This window comes from Pseudomonas sp., assembly GCF_041601375.1.
GTDB lineage: Bacteria > Pseudomonadota > Gammaproteobacteria > Pseudomonadales > Pseudomonadaceae > Aquipseudomonas.
This window is the reverse complement of record NZ_JBFIIG010000070.1, coordinates 1-19,351: the sequence shown is the minus strand read 5'-3', so window position 1 is coordinate 19,351 and position 19,351 is coordinate 1. Positions and strand designations below refer to the sequence as shown.

The following is a 19,351-nucleotide window of genomic DNA, read 5'->3' as shown; positions in this document are numbered from 1 at the left end:
CTTGTAATCAGTAGGTCCCGAGTTCGACTCTTGGTGCCGGCACCATACAAATAAAGGCCCACAGCGATGTGGGCCTTTTTTGTTTCTGCTCAACACTTCCCCAAAGTTGGATGCAGACTCAGATCATTCAACCAGCCTCCCCAAGCCACTCCCCAGGCGAGCAATCAGGGTCGAAATTCTTAACCTGACCAGGATCTGGTCGAATAACGACCCAAAACGATTTCAGGAACTGTCACTTTGCTCCTAGACCAACCAAGGAGCATCGTCATGCCAAAAACCTACCTCACAAACTCTGAGTTCTGCGAACTGCTGCGCTGCAGTCAGACGACGATCTGGCGCCTGCGGAGGGAGGTCGATGGATTCCCTCAACCCTGCCGTTTGCGGCGCCGACTGCTGTGGACACCCGAACAAGTGGCGCAGGCAATCGCGCTCATCAGCTGATCCCTCGCCCGTCAGCCGGCTGTTAGGCCTAAGTCCGCACTGGGCAGCCGGCCCCTTCTCCTTATTTTTCACAGGCCATCAGATGGTTTGCGGGTGCGCTCGCGCCTGCAAACCTGAGGTGTAGATTTTATGCGTGCATCAGCAATATTGTAGTGGTCAACGAATCCAACCCCGGCGCCCGCCGCCCCCCCTCTTGAGCAGCACAGTCGCATCATCGTGTTTTCGCCGAGTCGATGAGCGGCCGATCGCTAGAAGCTCGCGCGCGATGTGGGCAGGACGCCACTGGCAGATGCTTGCGCCGCGGGCTTTGCCCGGATGCCATAGGACTACGACTGCACGCCTGCCGGCATCCAACGCTTGCGGCCAGGGCGTCGAGCCTACAAGCTATGCGCCACACTCGAAGACTGTATCCAAGAGGACAATCTTTTCATGCGTATTCTGGTCACCGGCGGTGCGGGTTTTATCGGTTCGGCGCTGATTCGCCACCTGCTCAACGACACCCAGCACCAGGTGCTCAACCTCGACAAGCTGACCTACGCCGGCAACCTCGAGTCGCTGGCCAGCGTTGCGGATAACCCGCGCTACCAGTTCCTGCAGGCCGATATCGGCGACAGCGCGGTGGTCAGTCGGGCCCTGGCCGAGTTCCAGCCGGATGCGATCATGCACCTGGCGGCCGAGTCGCATGTCGATCGCTCCATCGACGGTCCGGCCGCCTTTATCCAGACCAATATTGTCGGCACCTATGCCTTGCTGGAAGCCACCCGCGCCTATTGGCTGCAGCTGGACGAGGCGCGCAGGCAGGCCTTTCGCTTTCACCATATATCCACCGACGAGGTGTATGGCGATCTGCATGGCGTCGACCAGCTGTTCACCGAGAGCACGCCCTATGCGCCCAGCTCGCCCTACTCGGCGAGCAAGGCGGCCTCCGACCATCTGGTTCGCGCCTGGCAGCGTACCTATGGCCTGCCGGTCCTGCTGAGCAACTGTTCGAACAACTACGGCCCCTATCACTTCCCGGAAAAGCTGATTCCGCTGGTGATCCTCAACGCCTTGGAGGGCAAGCCGCTGCCGGTGTACGGCAACGGCCAGCAGGTGCGCGACTGGCTGTATGTCGAGGATCATGCCCGCGCCCTGCTCAAGGTGGTGAGCAAAGGCCGGGTGGGCGAGACCTACAACATTGGAGGGCACAACGAGCAGACCAATCTGCATGTGGTGGAGAGCATCTGCGCGCTGCTCGATGAACTGAAGCCGCGACAGGCCGGCGCCTACAAGGAACTCATTGCATTTGTCCAGGATCGCCCCGGCCACGACCTGCGCTACGCCATCGACGCCAGCAAGATCGAGCGCGAGCTCGGCTGGACACCCGAGGAGAGCTTCGCCAGCGGCCTGCGCAAGACCGTGCGCTGGTACCTGGATAACCTCGACTGGTGCCGCCGCGTGCAGGATGGCAGCTATCAACGTGAACGCCTGGGCGCTTCTCGATGAGGAGTTTTTCTATGAAAGGGATGCAAGAAATGAAAGGAATAATTCTCGCTGGCGGCTCCGGCAGCCGTCTGCACCCGATCACCCTCGGGGTGTCCAAGCAGCTGCTGCCGATCTACGACAAGCCGATGATCTACTACCCGATCTCGGTGCTGATGCTCGCCGGCATCCGCGAGATCCTGATTATCTCCACGCCCGTGGATCTGCCTAATTTTCAGAAGATGCTCGGTGATGGCAGCCAGTTCGGCGTGCGCTTCGTCTACGCCGAACAGCCGGCACCGGAAGGCCTGGCCCAGGCCTTTCTGATCGGCGAATCGTTCATCGGCAGCGACCCCGTATGCCTGATCCTCGGCGACAACATCTTTCACGGCCAGCACTTCACCGAGAAGCTCCTGCGCGCCGCCGCCGAACCCAGCGGCGCAACGATTTTCGGCTATTGGGTCAAGGACCCGGAGCGCTTCGGTGTGGTCGAGTTCGACGCCAGCGGCCGGGCCATCTCCATCGAGGAGAAGCCGGCCAAGCCGAAGTCCAGCTACGCCGTCACCGGCCTGTATTTCTACGACAACGACGTGATCGAGATCGCCAAGGCGGTCAAACCCTCGGCACGCGGCGAGCTGGAAATCACCGACATCAACAACGCCTACCTCGAGCGCGGCGACCTGCATGTCGAGCGCTTCGGTCGCGGCTTCGCCTGGCTCGATACCGGCACCCACGACAGCCTGCTGGAGGCCTCGCAATACGTGCAGACCATCGAACACCGTCAGGGGCTGAAAGTCGCCTGCCTGGAAGAGATCGCCTTCAATAATGGCTGGATCGACCGCGAGCAGTTGCTCAGCCAGGCCCTGGCCTTCGGCAAGACCGGCTATGGCCAATACCTGTACAAGCTGGCGCAGGAGCACGCATGAAGGTGATTGCCAGCGAACTGCCGGAGGTGCTGATCCTCGAGCCCCGTGTGTTCGGCGACGAGCGCGGTTTCTTCTACGAGAGCTTCAACGCCCGCGCCTTCGCCGCGGCCACCGGCCTGAGCCGCGAGTTCGTCCAGGACAACCACTCGCGCTCGCAGCGCGGCGTGCTGCGCGGACTGCACTACCAACTGCAGCAGGCCCAGGGCAAGCTGGTGCGGGTCACCGCGGGCGAGGTCTACGACGTGGCGGTGGATATTCGCCGCAGCTCGCCGACCTTCGGCCGCTGGGTCGGCGTCCATCTGTCCGCCGAGAACAAGCGCCAACTGTGGCTGCCGGAAGGCTTCGCTCACGGCTTCCTGGTGCTCAGCGAATACGCCGAATTCCTCTACAAGACCACCGACTACTACGCGCCGGCCCATGAGCGCTGCATCCGCTGGGACGACCCGAGCCTGGCCATCGACTGGCCACTGGATAGCGCGCCGCAGCTCTCGGCCAAGGACCAGGCCGGCCTCAGCCTGGCCGATGCGGAGCTGTTCCCATGAAGATCCTGTTGCTCGGCGAGCACGGCCAAGTCAGCCGCGAACTGCAACTGAGCCTGCGCGGACAAGGCGAACTGACAGTGCTGAGCCGCGACCGGCTCGACCTGGGCCAGCCGGAGCAGATTCGCCGTCAGGTGCGCGAACTGCGACCCGAGCTGATCATCAACGCCGCGGCGTACACCGCAGTCGACCAGGCCGAGAGCGAAGCGCAGCTGGCCTTCGCCATCAACGCCACGGCGCCCGGCATCCTCGCCGAGGAAGCCGCTACGCTGGGTGCGCCGCTGATCCATTACTCCACCGACTACGTGTTCGACGGCAGCAAAACCGCGCCCTATGTCGAGGACGACGCGCCCAACCCGCTCGGCGTCTACGGCCGCAGCAAGCTGGCCGGGGAACAGGCGATCCAGGCGGTTGGCGGCGCGCATTTGATCCTGCGCACCAGCTGGGTCTACTCGCTGCACGGCAAGAATTTTCTGCTGACCATGCAACGCCTGCTGCAGGAACGCGCCAGCCTGAATGTGGTGGCCGATCAGGTCGGCGCGCCGACCTGGGCCGGCAGCATCGCCAACGCCACCAGCCAACTAGTCGAGCGCTGGCGCCTTGACCGCGGCGGCCCCTGGGGGCTGTATCACCTCAGCACGCAGGGCGAAGTGTCCTGGTTCGGCTTTGCCAGCGCGATCGCCGAGCAACTGCGCGCGCAAGGCAAAGCCACCGCGATCCTGCAGCCCATCCCCAGCAGCGCCTACCCCACCCCCGCCCGGCGTCCGCTCAACTCGCGGCTCGACTGCACGCGCCTGCAACGCGACTGGCATGTCCAGCTGGGCGACTGGCACAGCGCCCTGCTCGAGTGCCTGCACTCCGGTGAGCGCAGCAAGCCGTAGCCCGAATAAGCACCAGCGCAATCCGGGAACGTCATCCCGGACTTGCCGCGTACCGCGCTTTGTAGGAGCGGCCCATGGCCGCGAGAGGGCAGACCTGCAAAAAGCATCGCGGGCATGGAACTAGCCCCCCCCCCCCGCGCCTACGTCCTGCGAAGCTTGCGCATGAACATAGGATCTACTGCGCTTCGCCAGGCTGACCAGCCCGCGTCACCAGAAGCATCACCGGGATACCCGATCGCGGCAGACTGGGGTGAAGCCACGCGCCCAAGCGGTACTGGCACATCCCTTGCTAAAGCTCGAAGATGCATACTAGCTGCGATACCCAGGCGCCTTATTTCATGACCGCAACCATCCGCACTCCCAAACGTCTCCGCTGGCGCAGTCTGGCGTTGCTTGCCCTGCTGCTGACACCCTTGCTCTGGCCGCTGCAACAACTGGCCGAGCGTTATTACCGCGGCGTGCTGAGCGAGCAGAATCGCCAGACCCTCGACCTCTACGTCGCCAACCTGCTCGGCACCCTGAACCGCTATGAGGTGCTGCCGCCGATCCTCGGGCAACTGCCGACCCTGCGCCAGTTGTTGCAGCAGAGCGCCGATGGCCAACTGCGCGACCAGGCCAACCAACTGCTCGCCGACCTGCAGCAGCAGACCGGGGCCGACGTGATCTACCTGATGGCCCCCGACGGCGAGACCCTGGCCGCCTCCAATTGGGATCAGCAGGACAGCTTCGTCGAACGCAACTTCTCCTACCGCCCCTATTTCCGCGACGCCATGCAGGGCCGTCCCGGGCGCTTCTTCGGCCTCGGCACCACCTCCGGCAAGCGCGGCTACTTCTTCGCCGCGGCGGTACGCGAGGGCGCACAGATCCTCGGCGTGCTGGTGGTCAAGGTCGACCTCGACCACACCGAAACCCTGTGGGGCAATCGCCCCGAACAGCTGCTGGTCACCGACAACTACGGCGTGGTGATCCTCACCTCGCAGGCCGACTGGCGCTTCCATGCCACCCGCGAGCTGGACAATGCCGAACGGGTCGCGATCACCGCCACCCAGCCTTACCGCATCCAGTCGCCGCCGCCCCTACACCTCGAGCCCCAGGCCTGGCTCCGGCAGAGCCGCAGCCTCGACGATATCAACTGGACCGTGAGCATCCTGGCGCCGCGCCTGCTGCTCGATCGCCCCGTGCGTACCGCTGTGGCCATCGGCGGCGCGGCGCTGCTGGTGCTTATCCTGCTGCTCGGCCTGCTGATGCAACGCCGCCGCCATTACCTCGAACGCATCGCCCTGGATGCCCGGGCCCGCCAGCAGCTGGAGCAGCGCGTGCAGGAGCGCACCCAGGACCTGGAGCGGCTCAACAGCCGCCTGAAGCAGGAAGTGCTGGAGCGCGAACACGCCCAGCAGGAGCTGGTGCGCGCCCAGGACGAACTGGTCCAGGCCGGCAAGCTGTCGGCCCTGGGCACCATGAGCGCGAGCATCAGCCACGAGCTCAACCAGCCACTGGCGGCGATTCGCAGCTATGCCGACAACGCCGGTGTGCTGCTCGACCACCAACGCAGCGAAGACGCCCGCGCCAATCTCAAGCTGATCAGCCAGATGACCGAGCGCATGGCCTCGATCATTTCCCACCTGCGCGCCTTCGCCCGCCGTGACCGTCACGCCCCGGAAAGCGTGGCCCTGCAACCGGCCCTGGACGACGCTCTGGCGCTGCTGGCCAAGCGCCGCCGGGCGATGGAGGTCGAGCTGATTCGCGACCTGCCGGACGCCACCCTGTGGGTTCAGGCCGGCGAAACCCGCCTGCGCCAGGTGCTCGGCAACCTGCTGGCCAATGCCCTCGATGCCCTGAGCGAGAAGGCGCCGCCGCGGCGCATCTGGCTCAGCGCCGAACGCAGCAGCGAGGGCGTCGAGCTGCACCTGCGCGACAACGGCCCGGGCTTCACTGCCGAAGCCCTGCAACGCGCCCGGGAACCCTTCTTCACCACCAAGACCAGCGCCCAGGGTCTGGGTCTTGGCCTGGCGATTTGCGATACCCTGATCCGCGCCCTCGGCGGCGAACTGCTGCTGGCCAACCACCCCGATGGCGGCGCCCTGCTGACCCTGCGCCTGCGCGCTGCCGAACACGGCGTTAAAACCCAGTCGCCCGAGGACTATTGCCTATGACCACCCTCGCCCCAGGCACCCAGGTGCTGTTGATCGACGACGACCCGCACCTGCGTCAGGCCCTGAGCCAGACCCTCGACCTGGCCGGCCTGAAAGTCGTCAGCCTGGCCGACGCCCGCGGCGTCGCCGAGCGCATCGGCCACGACTGGGCGGGCGTGGTAGTCAGCGATATCCGCATGCCGGGCATCGATGGCATGCAGCTGCTCGAACAGCTGCACGAACAGGACTCGGACCTGCCGGTGCTGCTGATCACCGGCCATGGCGATGTGCCCCTGGCGGTGCAGGCGATGCGTGCCGGCGCCTATGACTTTCTCGAGAAACCCTTCGCCAGCGACGACCTGCTCGACAGCGTGCGCCGCGCCCTCGCCCTGCGCCGCCTGGTCCTGGATAACCGCTGCCTGCGCCTGGCCCTGGCCGACCGCCAGCAGTTGAGCGCACGCCTGGTCGGCCAGTCGCCAGCCATGGCGCGCCTGCGCGAGCAGATCGGCGCCCTGGCCAACATCAGTGCCGACGTGCTGATCCTCGGCGAAACCGGCGCCGGCAAGGAGGTGGTCGCCCGCGCCCTGCACGACCTGTCGAATCGCCGTGACGGTCCCTTCGTCGCCATCAACGCCGGCGCCCTGGCCGAGTCGGTGGTGGAAAGCGAACTGTTCGGCCACGAACCGGGCGCCTTCACCGGTGCTTCGAGGCGCCGCATCGGCAAGTTCGAGTTCGCCAACGGCGGCACCCTGTTCCTCGATGAAATCGAGAGCATGAGCCTGGAGGTGCAGGTCAAGCTGCTGCGCCTGCTGCAGGAGCGGATGGTCGAACGCCTCGGCGGCAACCAGTTGATCCCGCTGGATATCCGGGTGATCGCCGCGACCAAGGAAGACCTGCGCCAGGCCGCCGACCAGGGCCGCTTCCGCGCCGACCTGTATTACCGGCTGAACGTCGCCCCGCTGCGCATTCCGCCCCTGCGCGAACGCGGCGACGACATCCTCGTGCTGTTCCAGCACTTCGCCGATGGCGCCAGCGCCCGCCACGGCCTGCCGGTACGCGAACTGCAGCCAGGGCAACGCGCCATGCTCCTGCGCCACCCCTGGCCGGGCAATGTGCGCGAACTGCAGAATGCCGCGGAACGCTTCGCCATCGGTCTCGACCTGGGCCTGGATTTCGGCCTGGAGCTGAACCTGGACGACCCGCAGAACGGCGTGCCGCCCAGCGGCAACCTCGGCGAGCAGGTCGAAGCCTTCGAACGCGCCATGATCGCCGCCGAACTGGGCCGCGGCCATGGTTCGCTGCGCAGCCTGGCCGAAGCCCTGGGCGTGCCGCGCAAGACCCTGCACGATAAATTGCGCAAGCATGGCCTGAGCGTGGCCGACTCTGGCGGAAGCTCGCCAGATGACCTCGACTGAGTGGCGGATTCCCGCCATTCCCACCCACGCTGGCGCCACATCGCCTGCAGCAGCGGTGCGCCGAACCGCTGTCGATAACCTGCCTGCTCCCCGCACAAGCTGGCTCCCGCAAGGTGCCAGCGCCCTCCACCGAAGATTTTCGCGACTGTTCGCGGCACCGGCCAGCAGTCTGGCATGGCGGTTGCTCTAGTCCTTGCAGGCGACCCAACAAGTACAAGTCCAGGCAATCGCTGCCCAGCGTCTGTCGTTTTTCGGCAGGCCGCCTAGACTTGCTCTTGTTCGCCCGTTTTCTGCGCTGCGGCGCTTGACGCGACAATCAAAACAAGAGGAAGCATTCCATGTTCAAACTGACTGCCAAGGCGCTGGCTTGCGCCCTGTCGCTGAGCATTGCCGGTATGGCCCAAGCGGCCGATCCGATCGTGATCAAATTCTCCCACGTGGTTGCCGAGCACACCCCCAAGGGGCAAGGTGCATTGCTGTTCAAGCAGCTCGCCGAAGAGCGTCTGGGCGACAAGGTCAAGGTCGAGGTCTACCCCAACTCCTCGCTGTTCGGCGATGGCAAGGAAATGGAAGCCCTGTTGCTCGGCGACGTGCAACTGATCGCCCCATCCCTGGCCAAGTTCGAGCAGTACACCAAGCAGGTCCAGGTATTCGACCTGCCGTTCCTGTTCAAGGACATGGCGGCACTCGACCGTTTCCAGCAAAGCGCGGAGGGTCAGGCGCTGCTCAAGTCGATGGAAGACAAGAACATCACCGGCCTGGGTTACTGGCACAACGGCCTCAAGCAGCTGTCGGCCAACAAGCCGCTGCGTGAGCCGAAGGATGCCCGTGGCCTGAAGTTCCGCGTACAGGCTTCCGCCGTACTGGAAGAGCAGTTCAAGGCAGTGCGCGCCAACCCGCGCAAGATGAGCTTCGCCGAGGTCTACCAGGGCCTGCAGACCGGCGTAGTCAACGGTGCCGAGAACCCCTACTCGAACATCTACAGCCAGAAGATGCATGAAGTGCAGAAGTACATCACCGAATCCAACCACGGTGTCCTGGACTACATGCTGATCACCAACACCACGTTCTGGAACGGCCTGCCGGAAGATGTCCGCAGCGAGCTGGACAAGATCATCGTGGAAGTGACCGCCGAGGTGAACAAGAAGGCCAACGAGCTGAACGAAGGCGACAAGCAGCGCATCCTCGACGCCAAAACCACCGAAATAATCAACCTGACCCCCGAGCAGCGCGGCATGTGGCGCGACGCCATGAAGCCGGTATGGGCCAAGTTCGAAGGCGAAATCGGTGCCGACCTGATCAAGGCTGCAGACGCGGCCAACCAGTAGGGCGGGTTAGCCGCGCAGCGGCGTAACCCACCGACAGCGGCGACCGCAGCACCACCGGTCCCGCTGCCGGCCGATTGCGCCAGGGCACTGCCGTGACAAGCAGTGCCCTGGCCCTCCCCCTCCTCCACTGGAGATGTTATCGATGAACGCCTTGCGACGCGCCTGGGATCACTTCGAGGAAGCCTTTATCGCCTTCCTCCTGGCGACCATGACGCTTGTGACATTCGTCTACGTGATTCTCAACAACCTCTACACCCTGTTCTACAACTGGGCCGACCGCTGGGAAGGCGCCAGCGACAGCCTGTTCGCCATCGGCGACTTCATTCTCGGGCTGGCCCAGGACATGACCTGGAGCATCTCGCTGACCAAGGCGCTGTTCGCCTGGTTGATCTTCTTCGGCCTGGCCTACGGCGTGCGCACCGCCGGCCACATCGGCGTCGACGCCCTGGTCAAGCTCGCCGCCAAGCCGGTGCAACGCATCATCGGCCTGATCGCCTGCCTGTGCTGCCTCGGCTATGCCGGACTGATCGCGGTGGCCAGCTTCGACTGGATGAGCACCCTGTTCACCGCCAACATCGGCGCCGAGGACCTTGGTCATTACGGCATCAAGCAATGGCACATCACCCTGATCGTGCCGTTCGGTTACACCATGGTGTTTATCCGATTCCTGGAAATCTTCGTGCGCATCCTGCGCAACCAGCAGACCGGTCTCGGCCTGGCCGACGAAGCCGCCGAAGCCATGAAGCTGACCGAGCACGAGGACCACAAGCAATGACCATCCTGTTCCTCTTCATCCTGCTGTTCGCGCTGATGTTCATCGGCGTGCCGGTTGCCGCTTCGCTCGGCCTGGCCGGCTCGGTGACCATCATGCTGTTCAGCCCCGATTCGGTGCGCTCGCTGGCGATCAAGCTGTTCGAGACCAGCGAACACTACACCCTGCTGGCGATCCCGTTCTTCCTGCTGTCCGGCGCCTTCATGACCACCGGCGGCGTGGCCCAGCGCCTGATCGATTTCGCCAACGCCTGCGTCGGCCATATCCGTGGCGGCCTGGCGATCTCCGCGGTGATGGCCTGCATGCTGTTCGCCGCACTGTCCGGCTCCTCGCCGGCGACAGTGGCGGCGGTCGGCTCGATTGCCATCGCCGGCATGGTCCGTTCCGGTTACCCACAGGCCTTCGGCGCCGGCATCGTCTGCAACGCCGGCACCCTGGGCATCCTGATCCCGCCGTCGATCGTCATGGTGGTGTATGCCGCGGCCACCGAGCAGTCGGTCGGCAAGCTGTTCATGGCCGGCGTGGTGCCGGGCCTGATGCTCGGCGTGGCGCTGATGACGGCGATCTACATAGTCGCGCGCAAGATGGACCTGCCGTCCCTGCCGCGCGCCAGCCTCGGCGAACTGCTGAGAACCGCGCGCAAGGCGATCTGGGGCCTGCTGCTGATGGTGATCATCCTCGGCGGCATCTACTCGGGCATGTTCACCCCGACCGAAGCGGCCGCGGTGGCGGCGGTCTACGCCGGCTTCGTCGCGCTGTTCGTGTACAAGGACATGCGGATCCGCGAGTGCCCCAAGGTGCTGCTGGAGTCCGGCAAGCTGACCATCATGCTGATGTTCATCATCGCCAACGCCATGCTCTTCGCCCACGTACTGACCACCGAACAGATCCCCCAGACGATCACCGCCATTGTGATCGAGATGGGTCTGCAGCCGTGGCAGTTCCTGCTGGTAGTGAACATCGTGCTGCTGGTCGCCGGCGCCTTCATGGAGCCCTCGGCGATCATCCTGATCCTCGCGCCGATCCTGTTTCCGATCGCCGTGCAGCTGGGCATCGACCCGATTCACCTGGGCATCATCATGGTGGTGAACATGGAGATCGGCCTGATCACCCCGCCGGTGGGACTCAACCTGTTCGTCACCTCGGCGGTCACCGGCATGCCGCTGACCGCGGTGATCAAGGCCGCCTGGCCGTGGCTGATGCTGCTGCTGGGCTTCCTGATGATCATCACCTACGTGCCGGCCGTGTCCATGGGCTTGCCGAACTGGCTGGGGATGAATTGACCGCGACCGTTTGAGCTACTCCCTGCACCTTCTGCCCGGCCGTGGGGCGGACTCAGGAGCGCAGCGAACAGTCCGCCGCTTGCGGGGAGGCGGCGTACTGCTTCGCGAGTACGCCCTACGCGCTGCATGGCCTTTGTGGGAGAGGAGGGAACGCATAATCTTTATATCCGCGAATATCGCGGCTGAAGCCGCTCCCACTGGTGTTCCTCACGCCTGCGCGCCTACGCCGCCGTCTGGCCACTCGCGGCCATCGCCCGCGCCTGTTCGCGCAGGACGAACTTCTGCACCTTGCCGGTGGAGGTTTTCGGCAGGGCGGTGAAGACCACGCAGCCCGGCACCTTGAAGCGCGCCATGCGTTGCTGGCAGAAGGCGACAACCTCCTCGGCGCTCAGTTCGACGTCGGGCTTGAGGGTGACGAAGGCGCAGGGGGTTTCGCCCCACTTGTCGCTGGGCATGGCCACCACCGCGGCCTCGAGGATCTGCGGATGACGATAGAGCACGTCTTCCACCTCGATCGAGGAGATGTTCTCGCCACCGGAAATGATGATGTCCTTGGAGCGGTCCTTGATCTCGACATAGCCGTCGGCGTGCCACACCGCCAGGTCGCCGGAGTGGAACCAGCCGCCGGCGAAGGCCTCGGTGGTGGCCGTCGGGTTCTTCAGGTAGCCCTTCATCACCACGTTGCCGCGCATCATGATCTCGCCGATGGTCTGGCCGTCCTTGGGCACCGGCTGCAGGCTGTCCGGGTCGGCCACCATCAGGCCGTCGAGCAGCGGCGCGCGTACGCCCTGGCGGGACTTGAGGCGCGCACGCTGCTCTGGGGTTTCGCCGTCCCACTCCGCCTTCCATTCGCAGGCCACGCTGGGGCCGTAGGTTTCGGTCAGTCCATAGACGTGGGTGACGCGGAAGTCCATGGCCTCCATGGCCTCGATCACCGCGGCGGGTGGCGCGGCGCCGGCGGTCAGCACCTTGACCGGGCGGGTCTTCAGCGCCTTCAGGTCAGCGGCGGCATTGGCCAGCATGTTCAGCACGATCGGTGCGCCACAGAAATGGTCGACAGCATGCTCGGCGATCAGCGGGTAGATGGCCTCGGCGCGCACGTGGCGCAGGCACACGTTGACCCCGACATAGGCCGCCAATGCCCAGGGGAAGCACCAGCCGTTGCAGTGGAACATCGGCAGCGTCCACAGGTACACCGGGAAGCGGCTCATGTCCCAGCACATGGCATTGGACAGGGCATTCAGGTGGGCGCCACGGTGGTGGTAGACCACGCCCTTGGGATTGCCGGTGGTACCGGATGTATAGTTGAGCGAGATCGCCTGCCACTCGTCGGCCGGCATCTGCCAGGCATAGTCGGCGTCGCCTTCGGCCAGCAGCTCCTCGTAGTCGAGCTGGCCGATCAGTTGGCCGTCCTGATATTGCGGGTCGTCGATGCCGATGATCAGCGGACGCTTGGGCAGATGGCTGGTGGCACGTTGCACCAGTTCGCCGAACTCCTTGTCGACCAGCAGCACCTTGGCTTCGCCATGCTGCAAAATAAAGGCGATGGCTTCGGCATCCAGCCTGGTATTGATGGCATTGAGCACCGCGCCGCACATGGGCACGCCGAAGTGCGCCTCGAACATCGCCGGGCCGTTCGGCGCGATCACCGCCACCGTATCGCCCAGACCGATGCCGCGCCGGGCCAGGGCCGAGGCCAGGCGAATGCAGCGGCTGTAGGTCTCGCCCCAGGTTTGCCGCAGGCTGCCGTTGATCAGCGCCGTGCGTTGCGGATAGACACTCGCCGCGCGCTCGAGAAAGCTCAAGGGGCTGAGCGCCTGAAAGTTCGCCGCATCGCGCGGCATGCCATATTCATAGGGGTTGAGGCTGTGCATTATTGTTCTCCAGCGAGACCTTGGACTGAAGAAACCTTAGCAGGAGTATGGTCTTGCCGAAGCGCTACCTTGGTCGAAGCAGTGACTCACGGGTCATAAATCACGTCAGCATAATCATCCGCACAGTCGAGCCACTGCCCGTCCTGATTGAATGCTCCCGTGTTTGCGGGTTCCTGGACGAGCGACAAGCAGGTAGCGCTTCACCTGAATTTGTCCGGCGTATTTATTTGAAGGAGTTTCCCGCGTGAAGTCTCGCTTACCCGTGATCGTTGGTTTTGGTGGTTATAACGCAGCCGGCCGCAGCTCCTTTCATCATGGCTTCCGACGCACCGTGATCGAGTCGATGGAGACCCGCGCGCGCCAGGAAACCCTCGCAGGCCTGGCGGTAATGATGAAGCTGCTGCAGGTGGTCGACGGCAGCTACCAGACGGCCGACGGCACGACGCTGAGCCTGGCCGAGATCGACAGCCGCTTTGCCGAACAGATTCTCGGCTCGACCCTGGTGCGCCGCATCGAAAAGCAGCACCTGGATGTCGACGCCGCCCATTGGCAGAAGAACATCAGCGTCAGCGGCGCGGCGGGCGCCCCGCTGAGCTTCATCAGCAACCGCAAGCAACTGCCCGAGCCCCTGCCGGCCAACTGGTCGGTGGAGCAACTCAACGCCACCGAGGTGTGCGTCACCCTGCACGACAGCTGCGATTTCAAGGTCGACAGCTACCGCGCCCTGCCGGTGAAATCCGCCGGCCAGTTGCCCAGCGGCTTCGAACCGGGCGAACACTACAACTCGCGCTTCCACCCGCGCGGCCTGAGCATGGCCATCGTCGGGGTAACCGACGCCCTGCGTTCGACCGGCCTGCCCTGGCAGTCGATCGTCGATCGGGTACAGCCGGACGAAGTGGCGGTGTTCGCCAGCTGCATCATGAGCCAGCTCGACGAAAACGGCTTCGGCGGCATGATGCAATCGCGCCTCAAGGGCGGTCGGGTCACCGCCAAGCAGCTGGCCCTGGGCCTCAACAGCATGCCGGCGGACTTCATCAACGCCTACGTGCTCGGCAGCGTCGGCAGCACCGGCGCCATCACCGGCGCCTGCGCCACCTTCCTCTACAACCTGCAAAAAGGCATCGAGCAGATCACCGCGGGCAAGGCCCGGGTGGTCATCGTCGGCAGCAGCGAAGCGCCAGTCAACCAGGAATGCATCGAGGGCTACGGCGCCATGGGCGCGCTGGCCACCGAGGAGGGCCTGCGCCAGATCGAAGGCAACCAGCAGGTGGACTTCCGCCGCGCCAGCCGCCCGTTCGGCGACAACTGCGGCTTCACCCTGGCCGAAGCCTGCCAGTTCGTGGTGCTGATGGATGACGAACTGGCCCTGGAACTGGGGGCCGACATCCATGGCGCCGTGCCGGACGTCTTCATCAACGCCGACGGCTTCAAGAAATCCATCTCCGCCCCCGGCCCCGGTAATTACCTGACCATGGCCAAAGCGGTAGCCAGCGCCGTGCAACTGCTCGGCACCGATGCCGTGCGCCAGCGCAGCTTCGTCCAGGCCCATGGTTCCAGCACACCAGCCAATCGGGTCACCGAATCCGAGCTGCTCGATCGCATCGCCGCCGCCTTCGCCATCGAGCAGTGGCCGGTGACCGCGGTCAAGGCCTTCGTCGGCCACTCCCTGGCCACCGCCAGCGGCGATCAGGTGATCTCAGCCCTGGGCAGCTTCAAGTACGGCGTCATTCCCGGGATCAAGACCATCGACGCGCCCGCTGATGACGTGTTTCAGAAGCACTTGTGCTTCGCCACTACGGACCGCCAACGCGAGCCGCAGCAACTCGATGTGTGCTTCATCAACTCCAAGGGCTTCGGCGGCAACAACGCCAGCGCCGTGGTGCTGGCGCCCCACGTGGTCGACAAGATGCTACGCAAGCGTCACGGCGAGGCCGCCTTCGACGCCTACTGCAGCCGCCGCGAACAGACCCGCATCGCCGCCCGCGCCTATGACGAGCAGGCCATGCAGGGCCAACTGGAAATCATCTACAACTTCGGCCACGACCTGATCGACGACCAAGCCATCGAGCTGGGTACCGAACAGATCAAGGTGCCGGGCTTCGCCCAGCCGCTGGTATTCAAGAAGGATGGGCGTTTCAGCGATATGCTCGACTGACGCGGCGGACCTGCCCGGATCGCGCTAATGGGGTGGGCCTGATGGGTATCGCTGCGCTCAACGCCATCCTGCAACAGCCAGTGCCGTAGGATGGCGTTGAGGGCAGGCTACCCATCGATTTGAGGCTTTGCCCACTCACCGGCCATGGCCGGGCTTGCCGGTCGCAATTGACCGGCGGTGAACGGGTTTACCAGCCGATGCCGAAGCCCAGGCTGTAGCGGGTCTCGTCCACATCGCCTTCCGAGCCGCTGACCAGGTCTTTCTCGGCCTTCATATTCAACGAGGCCCAGCTATTGACCTTGTAGCGCAGGCCCAGCTCGGTATCCAGGGTGTAATCGGCGACATTGGCCAGCGGTTTACCCACTTCACCGGTGCTGAACACTTCCATGCTCTTGCCGATCAGGTAGCGGTTGTAGTCCCACTTACCGCTCGCCGAGTAGAAGTTGTCATGCTCGCCGTTGGCATATTCAAAGTCGGTGCGATTGAGCAGACCGACTACCGAGAAGGCGCCCAGCTCGTTATCCCAGAACTGGTAACCGGGACCGGTACCAACAGTGCGCTGCCGGGCCAGATCCTCGATCTGATCGCGCTTGTATTCGAGGCGGCCCTGCCAGAACCGGTGCTCGTCGAAGAAACGGTCCAGGGCGTATTCGGTGGCCCAATTGTCCGTGGCGACCACGCCGTCCTGGTACTCGCGGTCGTAAGCGACTTCCGCGTTGTGGCGCCACATGTCATGACGCGCCTGGGTCTTCAGGTCGACGTTGTAATCGTCGATGTCGCGCTCGCCACGCTTGTAATCCATCGCCACGTCTAATTTGCCCTTCCAGGTGAGGTCTTCGACCAGCGGTTTGGGCTTCATGATTTGCCGGACATTGGCCAGTTCGATGGTCCTCGGCACTTCGCCATTGACCAGGGTGACCTTGCCCTCCTCGGCGGCCACCAGGGACTTGGCCCGCTCGCCGCTAATCTTGCCTTCCTTGATCAACAGCTCCTGGTCGCTTTGCAGGGTGGCGATCTTCTTCCAATCCAGCGCAATCGAGCCACCGTAATCGGTTTCCAGGAGCAGTTTTTTCCCTTCGAAGAATCTGATGGTGCCACTCAGCCGATCACCGTTTTTCAACCACACGGTGTCGGCCAGCAGAGGGCTGGCAACTGCCGAAAGAGCCAGGCATAGCAAGGTTTTTGACATCATAAGCGGACTTCAAAGGCTCTGATTGGATAAAAGCTCGGCATTATGCGCAAGCCTGGGCACTGAACAAGCACTGACCGTCGGAATTAATCGGAGTTCACGCCAAGCGACCGGCGTCATGCCGGCGCGAACCTAACAGCCGAACCCGACACCCATCAGACAGTGGCGCTCGCATGAGGTGCAATCCAGGCCAGGGATTTGCTCCGGCTCGTACAATTGCAACAGACGGGGCCCAGCTATGAGGCACCAACGCAGGCCAGGCCATGCCGCCAGCGACCAGGCTCGACCACCGGGGCTTGCCCTTGAACATCCTCCCCTCGGGTTCATCCCCGTTGCGCTGCATGTCCCGCCTGGCGTCGATCGATTTTGCTGCACGGTTCGCGGCGGCACCAGGCGGCTGATACTGACGACGCCGCAACAGGAGTTTGTCCGCACGCCTGGTATCGCTATCCTTGCAGTCGTTCGGCACCTGGTCGGCGCCGCCCAGACAGTCGCCATTATTGAGCCAGACCCTGGCCGCCGACACCGGCATGGCCCCCTCCAACGACAGCAGATAGAAGCAGGATGCGCAGCCGCATGATCGGTCGACAACCGCCAACTCAGGGCGAGGCAGCCAAGCCTGACCCCTCGTCCCTGCCGACAGCGAGCCAGCAAGCACGACGCGAGGCGCTGTTTATGTCGCTCGCCCAGGTTCCGCCGGGCAAGGTGGTCAGCTATGGCCAACTGGCCGAGCTGGCCGGCCTGGGCCGGGCGGCGCGCTGGGTAGGACGCAGCCTCAGCCAGTTGCCGCCGGACACGACGCTGCCCTGGCACCGGGTGATCGCCGCCAGTGGCCGCCTGAGCCTGCCGGCGGGCAGTGTTTCCGGCGCAGAGCAGCGGGCGCGCTTGCGCGGTGAAGGCGTATTGGTCATCGATGATCGCGTGGATATCCGACGGCACGGCTGGCGCCCAATGGAGCACAGCGGTTAGAGTGCGCCCTGAATCCATTTTCTCCCTGCAGACAGAAACCCGCTCAATGCCCCGTAAAAGCTGGCGTGAAGCCCTCGCCGCCTATTCCAGCCCCTCCACCCTGGTGCTGTTGCTCCTCGGGTTCGCCGCCGGCCTGCCCTATATGCTGGTGTTCTCCACGCTGTCGGTGTGGTTGCGCGAAGCTGGCGTGGCGCGTGAAACCATCGGCTTCGCCAGCCTGATCGGCCTGGCCTACGCCTTCAAATGGGTCTGGTCGCCACTGCTCGACCAGTGGCGCCTGCCGCTGCTCGGCCGGCTCGGCCGGCGCCGCTCCTGGCTGGTGCTGGCCCAGATACTGATTGCCATCGGCCTGGCCGGCATGGCCTTATGCGACCCGCAGACCAAACTGACCTGGCTGATCTCCCTGGCGGTACTGGTGGCCTTCGCCTCCGCCACCCAGGACATCGCCATCGATGCCTACCGCCTGGAAATCGCCGAAGACACCCGCCAGGCCGCCCTCGCCGCCAGCTACATGGCCGGCTACCGGGTCGCGGCACTGCTGGCCACCGCTGGCGCCCTGTACTTCGCCGAAGGGTTCGGCTCTACCGTGCAGCTCTACCAGCACAGCGCCTGGGCCGGCACCTACCTGGTGTTCGCCCTGCTGATGTTGCCGGGCCTGCTCACCAGCCTGTGGATGCGCGAACCGGCGGTGCCGCTGCAAACCCAGCTGGCCGCGGCGCGCTACGGCTTCAGCCATCAGATCGTCTCGGTGCTGGTGCTGATCGTGCTGCTGGTCTCCGTGCCGGCGATGTTCACCCAATTTTATTACACCGATTTCGCCAGCCTGGTGCGCGGTGAAATCAGCCTGCTCGACCTGCTGCTCGAAGACCGCGCCTTTCTCCGCGCCCTGCTCTACACCATCCTCACCACGCTGTGCTTGTCGCGCATGGGCCGCCACGGCCTGGCACCGGTGCTGACCCCGGTCAACGATTTCATCGTCCGTTACCGCTGGCAGGCCCTGCTCCTGCTCGGGCTGATCGCCACCTACCGCATGTCGGATACCGTGATGGGCGTGATGGCCAACGTGTTCTATATCGACCAGGGCTTCACCAAGGATCAGATCGCCAGCGTCAGCAAGCTGTTCGGCCTGGTGATGACCCTGCTCGGCGCCGGCATCGGCGGCCTGCTGATCGTGCGCTTCGGCATTCTGCCGATCCTGTTCATCGGCGGCATAGCATCGGCGGCGACCAACCTGCTGTTCATGCTGCTGGTCAGCATGGGCGCCGACCTGCAGATGCTGATCGTCACCATCTCCGCCGACAACTTCAGTGCCGGCCTGGCCACGGCGGCGTTCGTCGCCTACCTGTCGAGCCTGACCAACCTGCAGTTCTCCGCCACCCAGTACGCCCTGCTCAGCTCGATCATGCTGCTGTTGCCGCGGCTGATCGGCGGCTATTCCGGGGTGATGGTGGAGAAGCTCGGCTACGAGCAGTTCTTTATCATCACCGCCTTGCTGGGAGTCCCGACCCTGATCCTGATAGCCCTGCAATGGCGACGCGAACGCCCGCAAGCCAACGGCTCGACCCCGCCCGAAGCGGCCGATACACCGCCATTGAAGACTGAAGCCAACAGCTAGCAGATTGCCAAAGAGGCGGGCTTTTGTGGGAGCGGCTTCAGCCGCGAAGCTTTGGCTGTGCCGCGAAGAATTCGCGGCTGAAGCCGCTCCTACAACAGGGGCCCCGAGCACCCAGTTTGCTGCGCGACAGCGCGGCGTCGAAGACGCCCCCTACGGATAGCTCCTCACGCCCAGGACTGCTTGCAACAGTGACGGGTACATCGCCCAAAAAAAGCCCCGGTACATGACCGCAATGCTGTTCACTTAAGGATTGTTGACTAATCCTTGTTCAGCAGGAGAATCCGGAACCCTTATCAGGTTCCAGATTTTTTATGTCTATTGCGCAGGATCTGAGTGACGTACTGGACGCTGCCGGGCAGCCTTTGGCGCGG

Annotated in this window: 14 protein-coding genes; 12 read left to right on the top strand and 2 right to left on the bottom strand. The window is 64.2% G+C overall.

Going from position 1 to position 19,351, the window contains the following annotated elements:
• The first annotated feature begins 870 nt into the window (after positions 1-870).
• The 9 genes from rfbB (at position 871) to dctM (ending at position 11,178) form a co-directional block, all read left to right on the top strand.
• Positions 871-1,926, top strand: coding sequence for a dTDP-glucose 4,6-dehydratase (gene rfbB / locus ABZE94_RS11390; protein ID WP_372875635.1), 1,056 nt, complete (start codon positions 871-873; stop codon positions 1,924-1,926).
• Between the two features lie 29 nt (positions 1,927-1,955).
• Complete coding sequence (gene rfbA / locus ABZE94_RS11385) at positions 1,956-2,828, top strand: glucose-1-phosphate thymidylyltransferase RfbA (protein WP_372875634.1); 873 nt, start codon at positions 1,956-1,958, stop codon at positions 2,826-2,828.
• Positions 2,825-3,370, top strand: coding sequence for a dTDP-4-dehydrorhamnose 3,5-epimerase (gene rfbC / locus ABZE94_RS11380; RefSeq protein ID WP_372875633.1), 546 nt, complete (start codon positions 2,825-2,827; stop codon positions 3,368-3,370). Before rfbA ends, rfbC begins: the two co-directional genes overlap by 4 nt.
• The gene (rfbD, locus tag ABZE94_RS11375) at positions 3,367-4,248 is read left to right on the top strand and encodes a dTDP-4-dehydrorhamnose reductase (RefSeq protein ID WP_372875632.1); all 882 of its coding nucleotides are present in this window, start codon (positions 3,367-3,369) and stop codon (positions 4,246-4,248) included. Before rfbC ends, rfbD begins: the two co-directional genes overlap by 4 nt.
• A gap of 338 nt (positions 4,249-4,586) precedes the next feature.
• Positions 4,587-6,401: an ATP-binding protein gene (locus tag ABZE94_RS11370; protein WP_372875631.1), complete on the top strand. Its 1,815-nt coding sequence runs from the start codon at positions 4,587-4,589 to the stop codon at positions 6,399-6,401.
• A complete protein-coding gene (locus ABZE94_RS11365) occupies positions 6,398-7,795 on the top strand; it encodes a sigma-54-dependent transcriptional regulator (protein ID WP_372875630.1) in 1,398 nt (465 codons plus the stop codon). Before ABZE94_RS11370 ends, ABZE94_RS11365 begins: the two co-directional genes overlap by 4 nt.
• 338 nt (positions 7,796-8,133) lie before the next feature.
• Positions 8,134-9,123, top strand: coding sequence for a C4-dicarboxylate TRAP substrate-binding protein DctP (gene dctP, locus ABZE94_RS11360; protein WP_372875629.1), 990 nt, complete (start codon positions 8,134-8,136; stop codon positions 9,121-9,123).
• A 142-nt stretch (positions 9,124-9,265) separates the two neighbouring features.
• Positions 9,266-9,898 (top strand): TRAP transporter small permease, encoded by a 633-nt coding sequence (locus ABZE94_RS11355; protein ID WP_372875628.1) that lies wholly within the window; start codon positions 9,266-9,268, stop codon positions 9,896-9,898.
• The gene (gene dctM, locus ABZE94_RS11350; RefSeq protein ID WP_372875627.1) at positions 9,895-11,178 is read left to right on the top strand and encodes a C4-dicarboxylate TRAP transporter large permease protein DctM; all 1,284 of its coding nucleotides are present in this window, start codon (positions 9,895-9,897) and stop codon (positions 11,176-11,178) included. The genes ABZE94_RS11355 and dctM overlap by 4 nt, the downstream gene beginning before the upstream one ends.
• Positions 11,179-11,399: 221 nt before the next feature.
• Here the strand turns inward: dctM and ABZE94_RS11345 are convergent, their stop codons facing one another.
• On the bottom strand, positions 11,400-13,052 hold the full coding sequence (locus ABZE94_RS11345; RefSeq protein ID WP_372875626.1) for an acyl-CoA synthetase: 1,653 nt from the start codon (positions 13,050-13,052) through the stop codon (positions 11,400-11,402).
• Between the two features lie 244 nt (positions 13,053-13,296).
• On the opposite strand from ABZE94_RS11345, the gene ABZE94_RS11340 reads away from it, so the two are divergent.
• Positions 13,297-15,207 carry a beta-ketoacyl synthase gene (locus tag ABZE94_RS11340; RefSeq protein ID WP_372875625.1) on the top strand — a complete coding sequence of 637 codons (1,911 nt, stop codon included), beginning with the start codon at positions 13,297-13,299 and terminating at the stop codon, positions 15,205-15,207.
• Positions 15,208-15,394: 187 nt separating this feature from the next.
• Here ABZE94_RS11340 and ABZE94_RS11335 read toward each other — a convergent pair whose 3' ends face one another.
• A complete protein-coding gene (locus ABZE94_RS11335; protein ID WP_372875624.1) occupies positions 15,395-16,399 on the bottom strand; it encodes a DUF481 domain-containing protein in 1,005 nt (334 codons plus the stop codon).
• Positions 16,400-17,071: 672 nt separating this feature from the next.
• Here ABZE94_RS11335 and ABZE94_RS11330 point away from each other — a divergent pair.
• Both ABZE94_RS11330 and ABZE94_RS11325 read left to right on the top strand, forming a co-directional pair.
• Positions 17,072-17,365, top strand: a complete 294-nt coding sequence (locus tag ABZE94_RS11330) for an MGMT family protein (RefSeq protein ID WP_372875623.1) — start codon at positions 17,072-17,074, stop codon at positions 17,363-17,365.
• 46 nt (positions 17,366-17,411) lie between these two features.
• Positions 17,412-18,980 (top strand): AmpG family muropeptide MFS transporter, encoded by a 1,569-nt coding sequence (locus ABZE94_RS11325; protein ID WP_372875622.1) that lies wholly within the window; start codon positions 17,412-17,414, stop codon positions 18,978-18,980.
• The last annotated feature ends 371 nt before the right edge of the window (positions 18,981-19,351 follow it).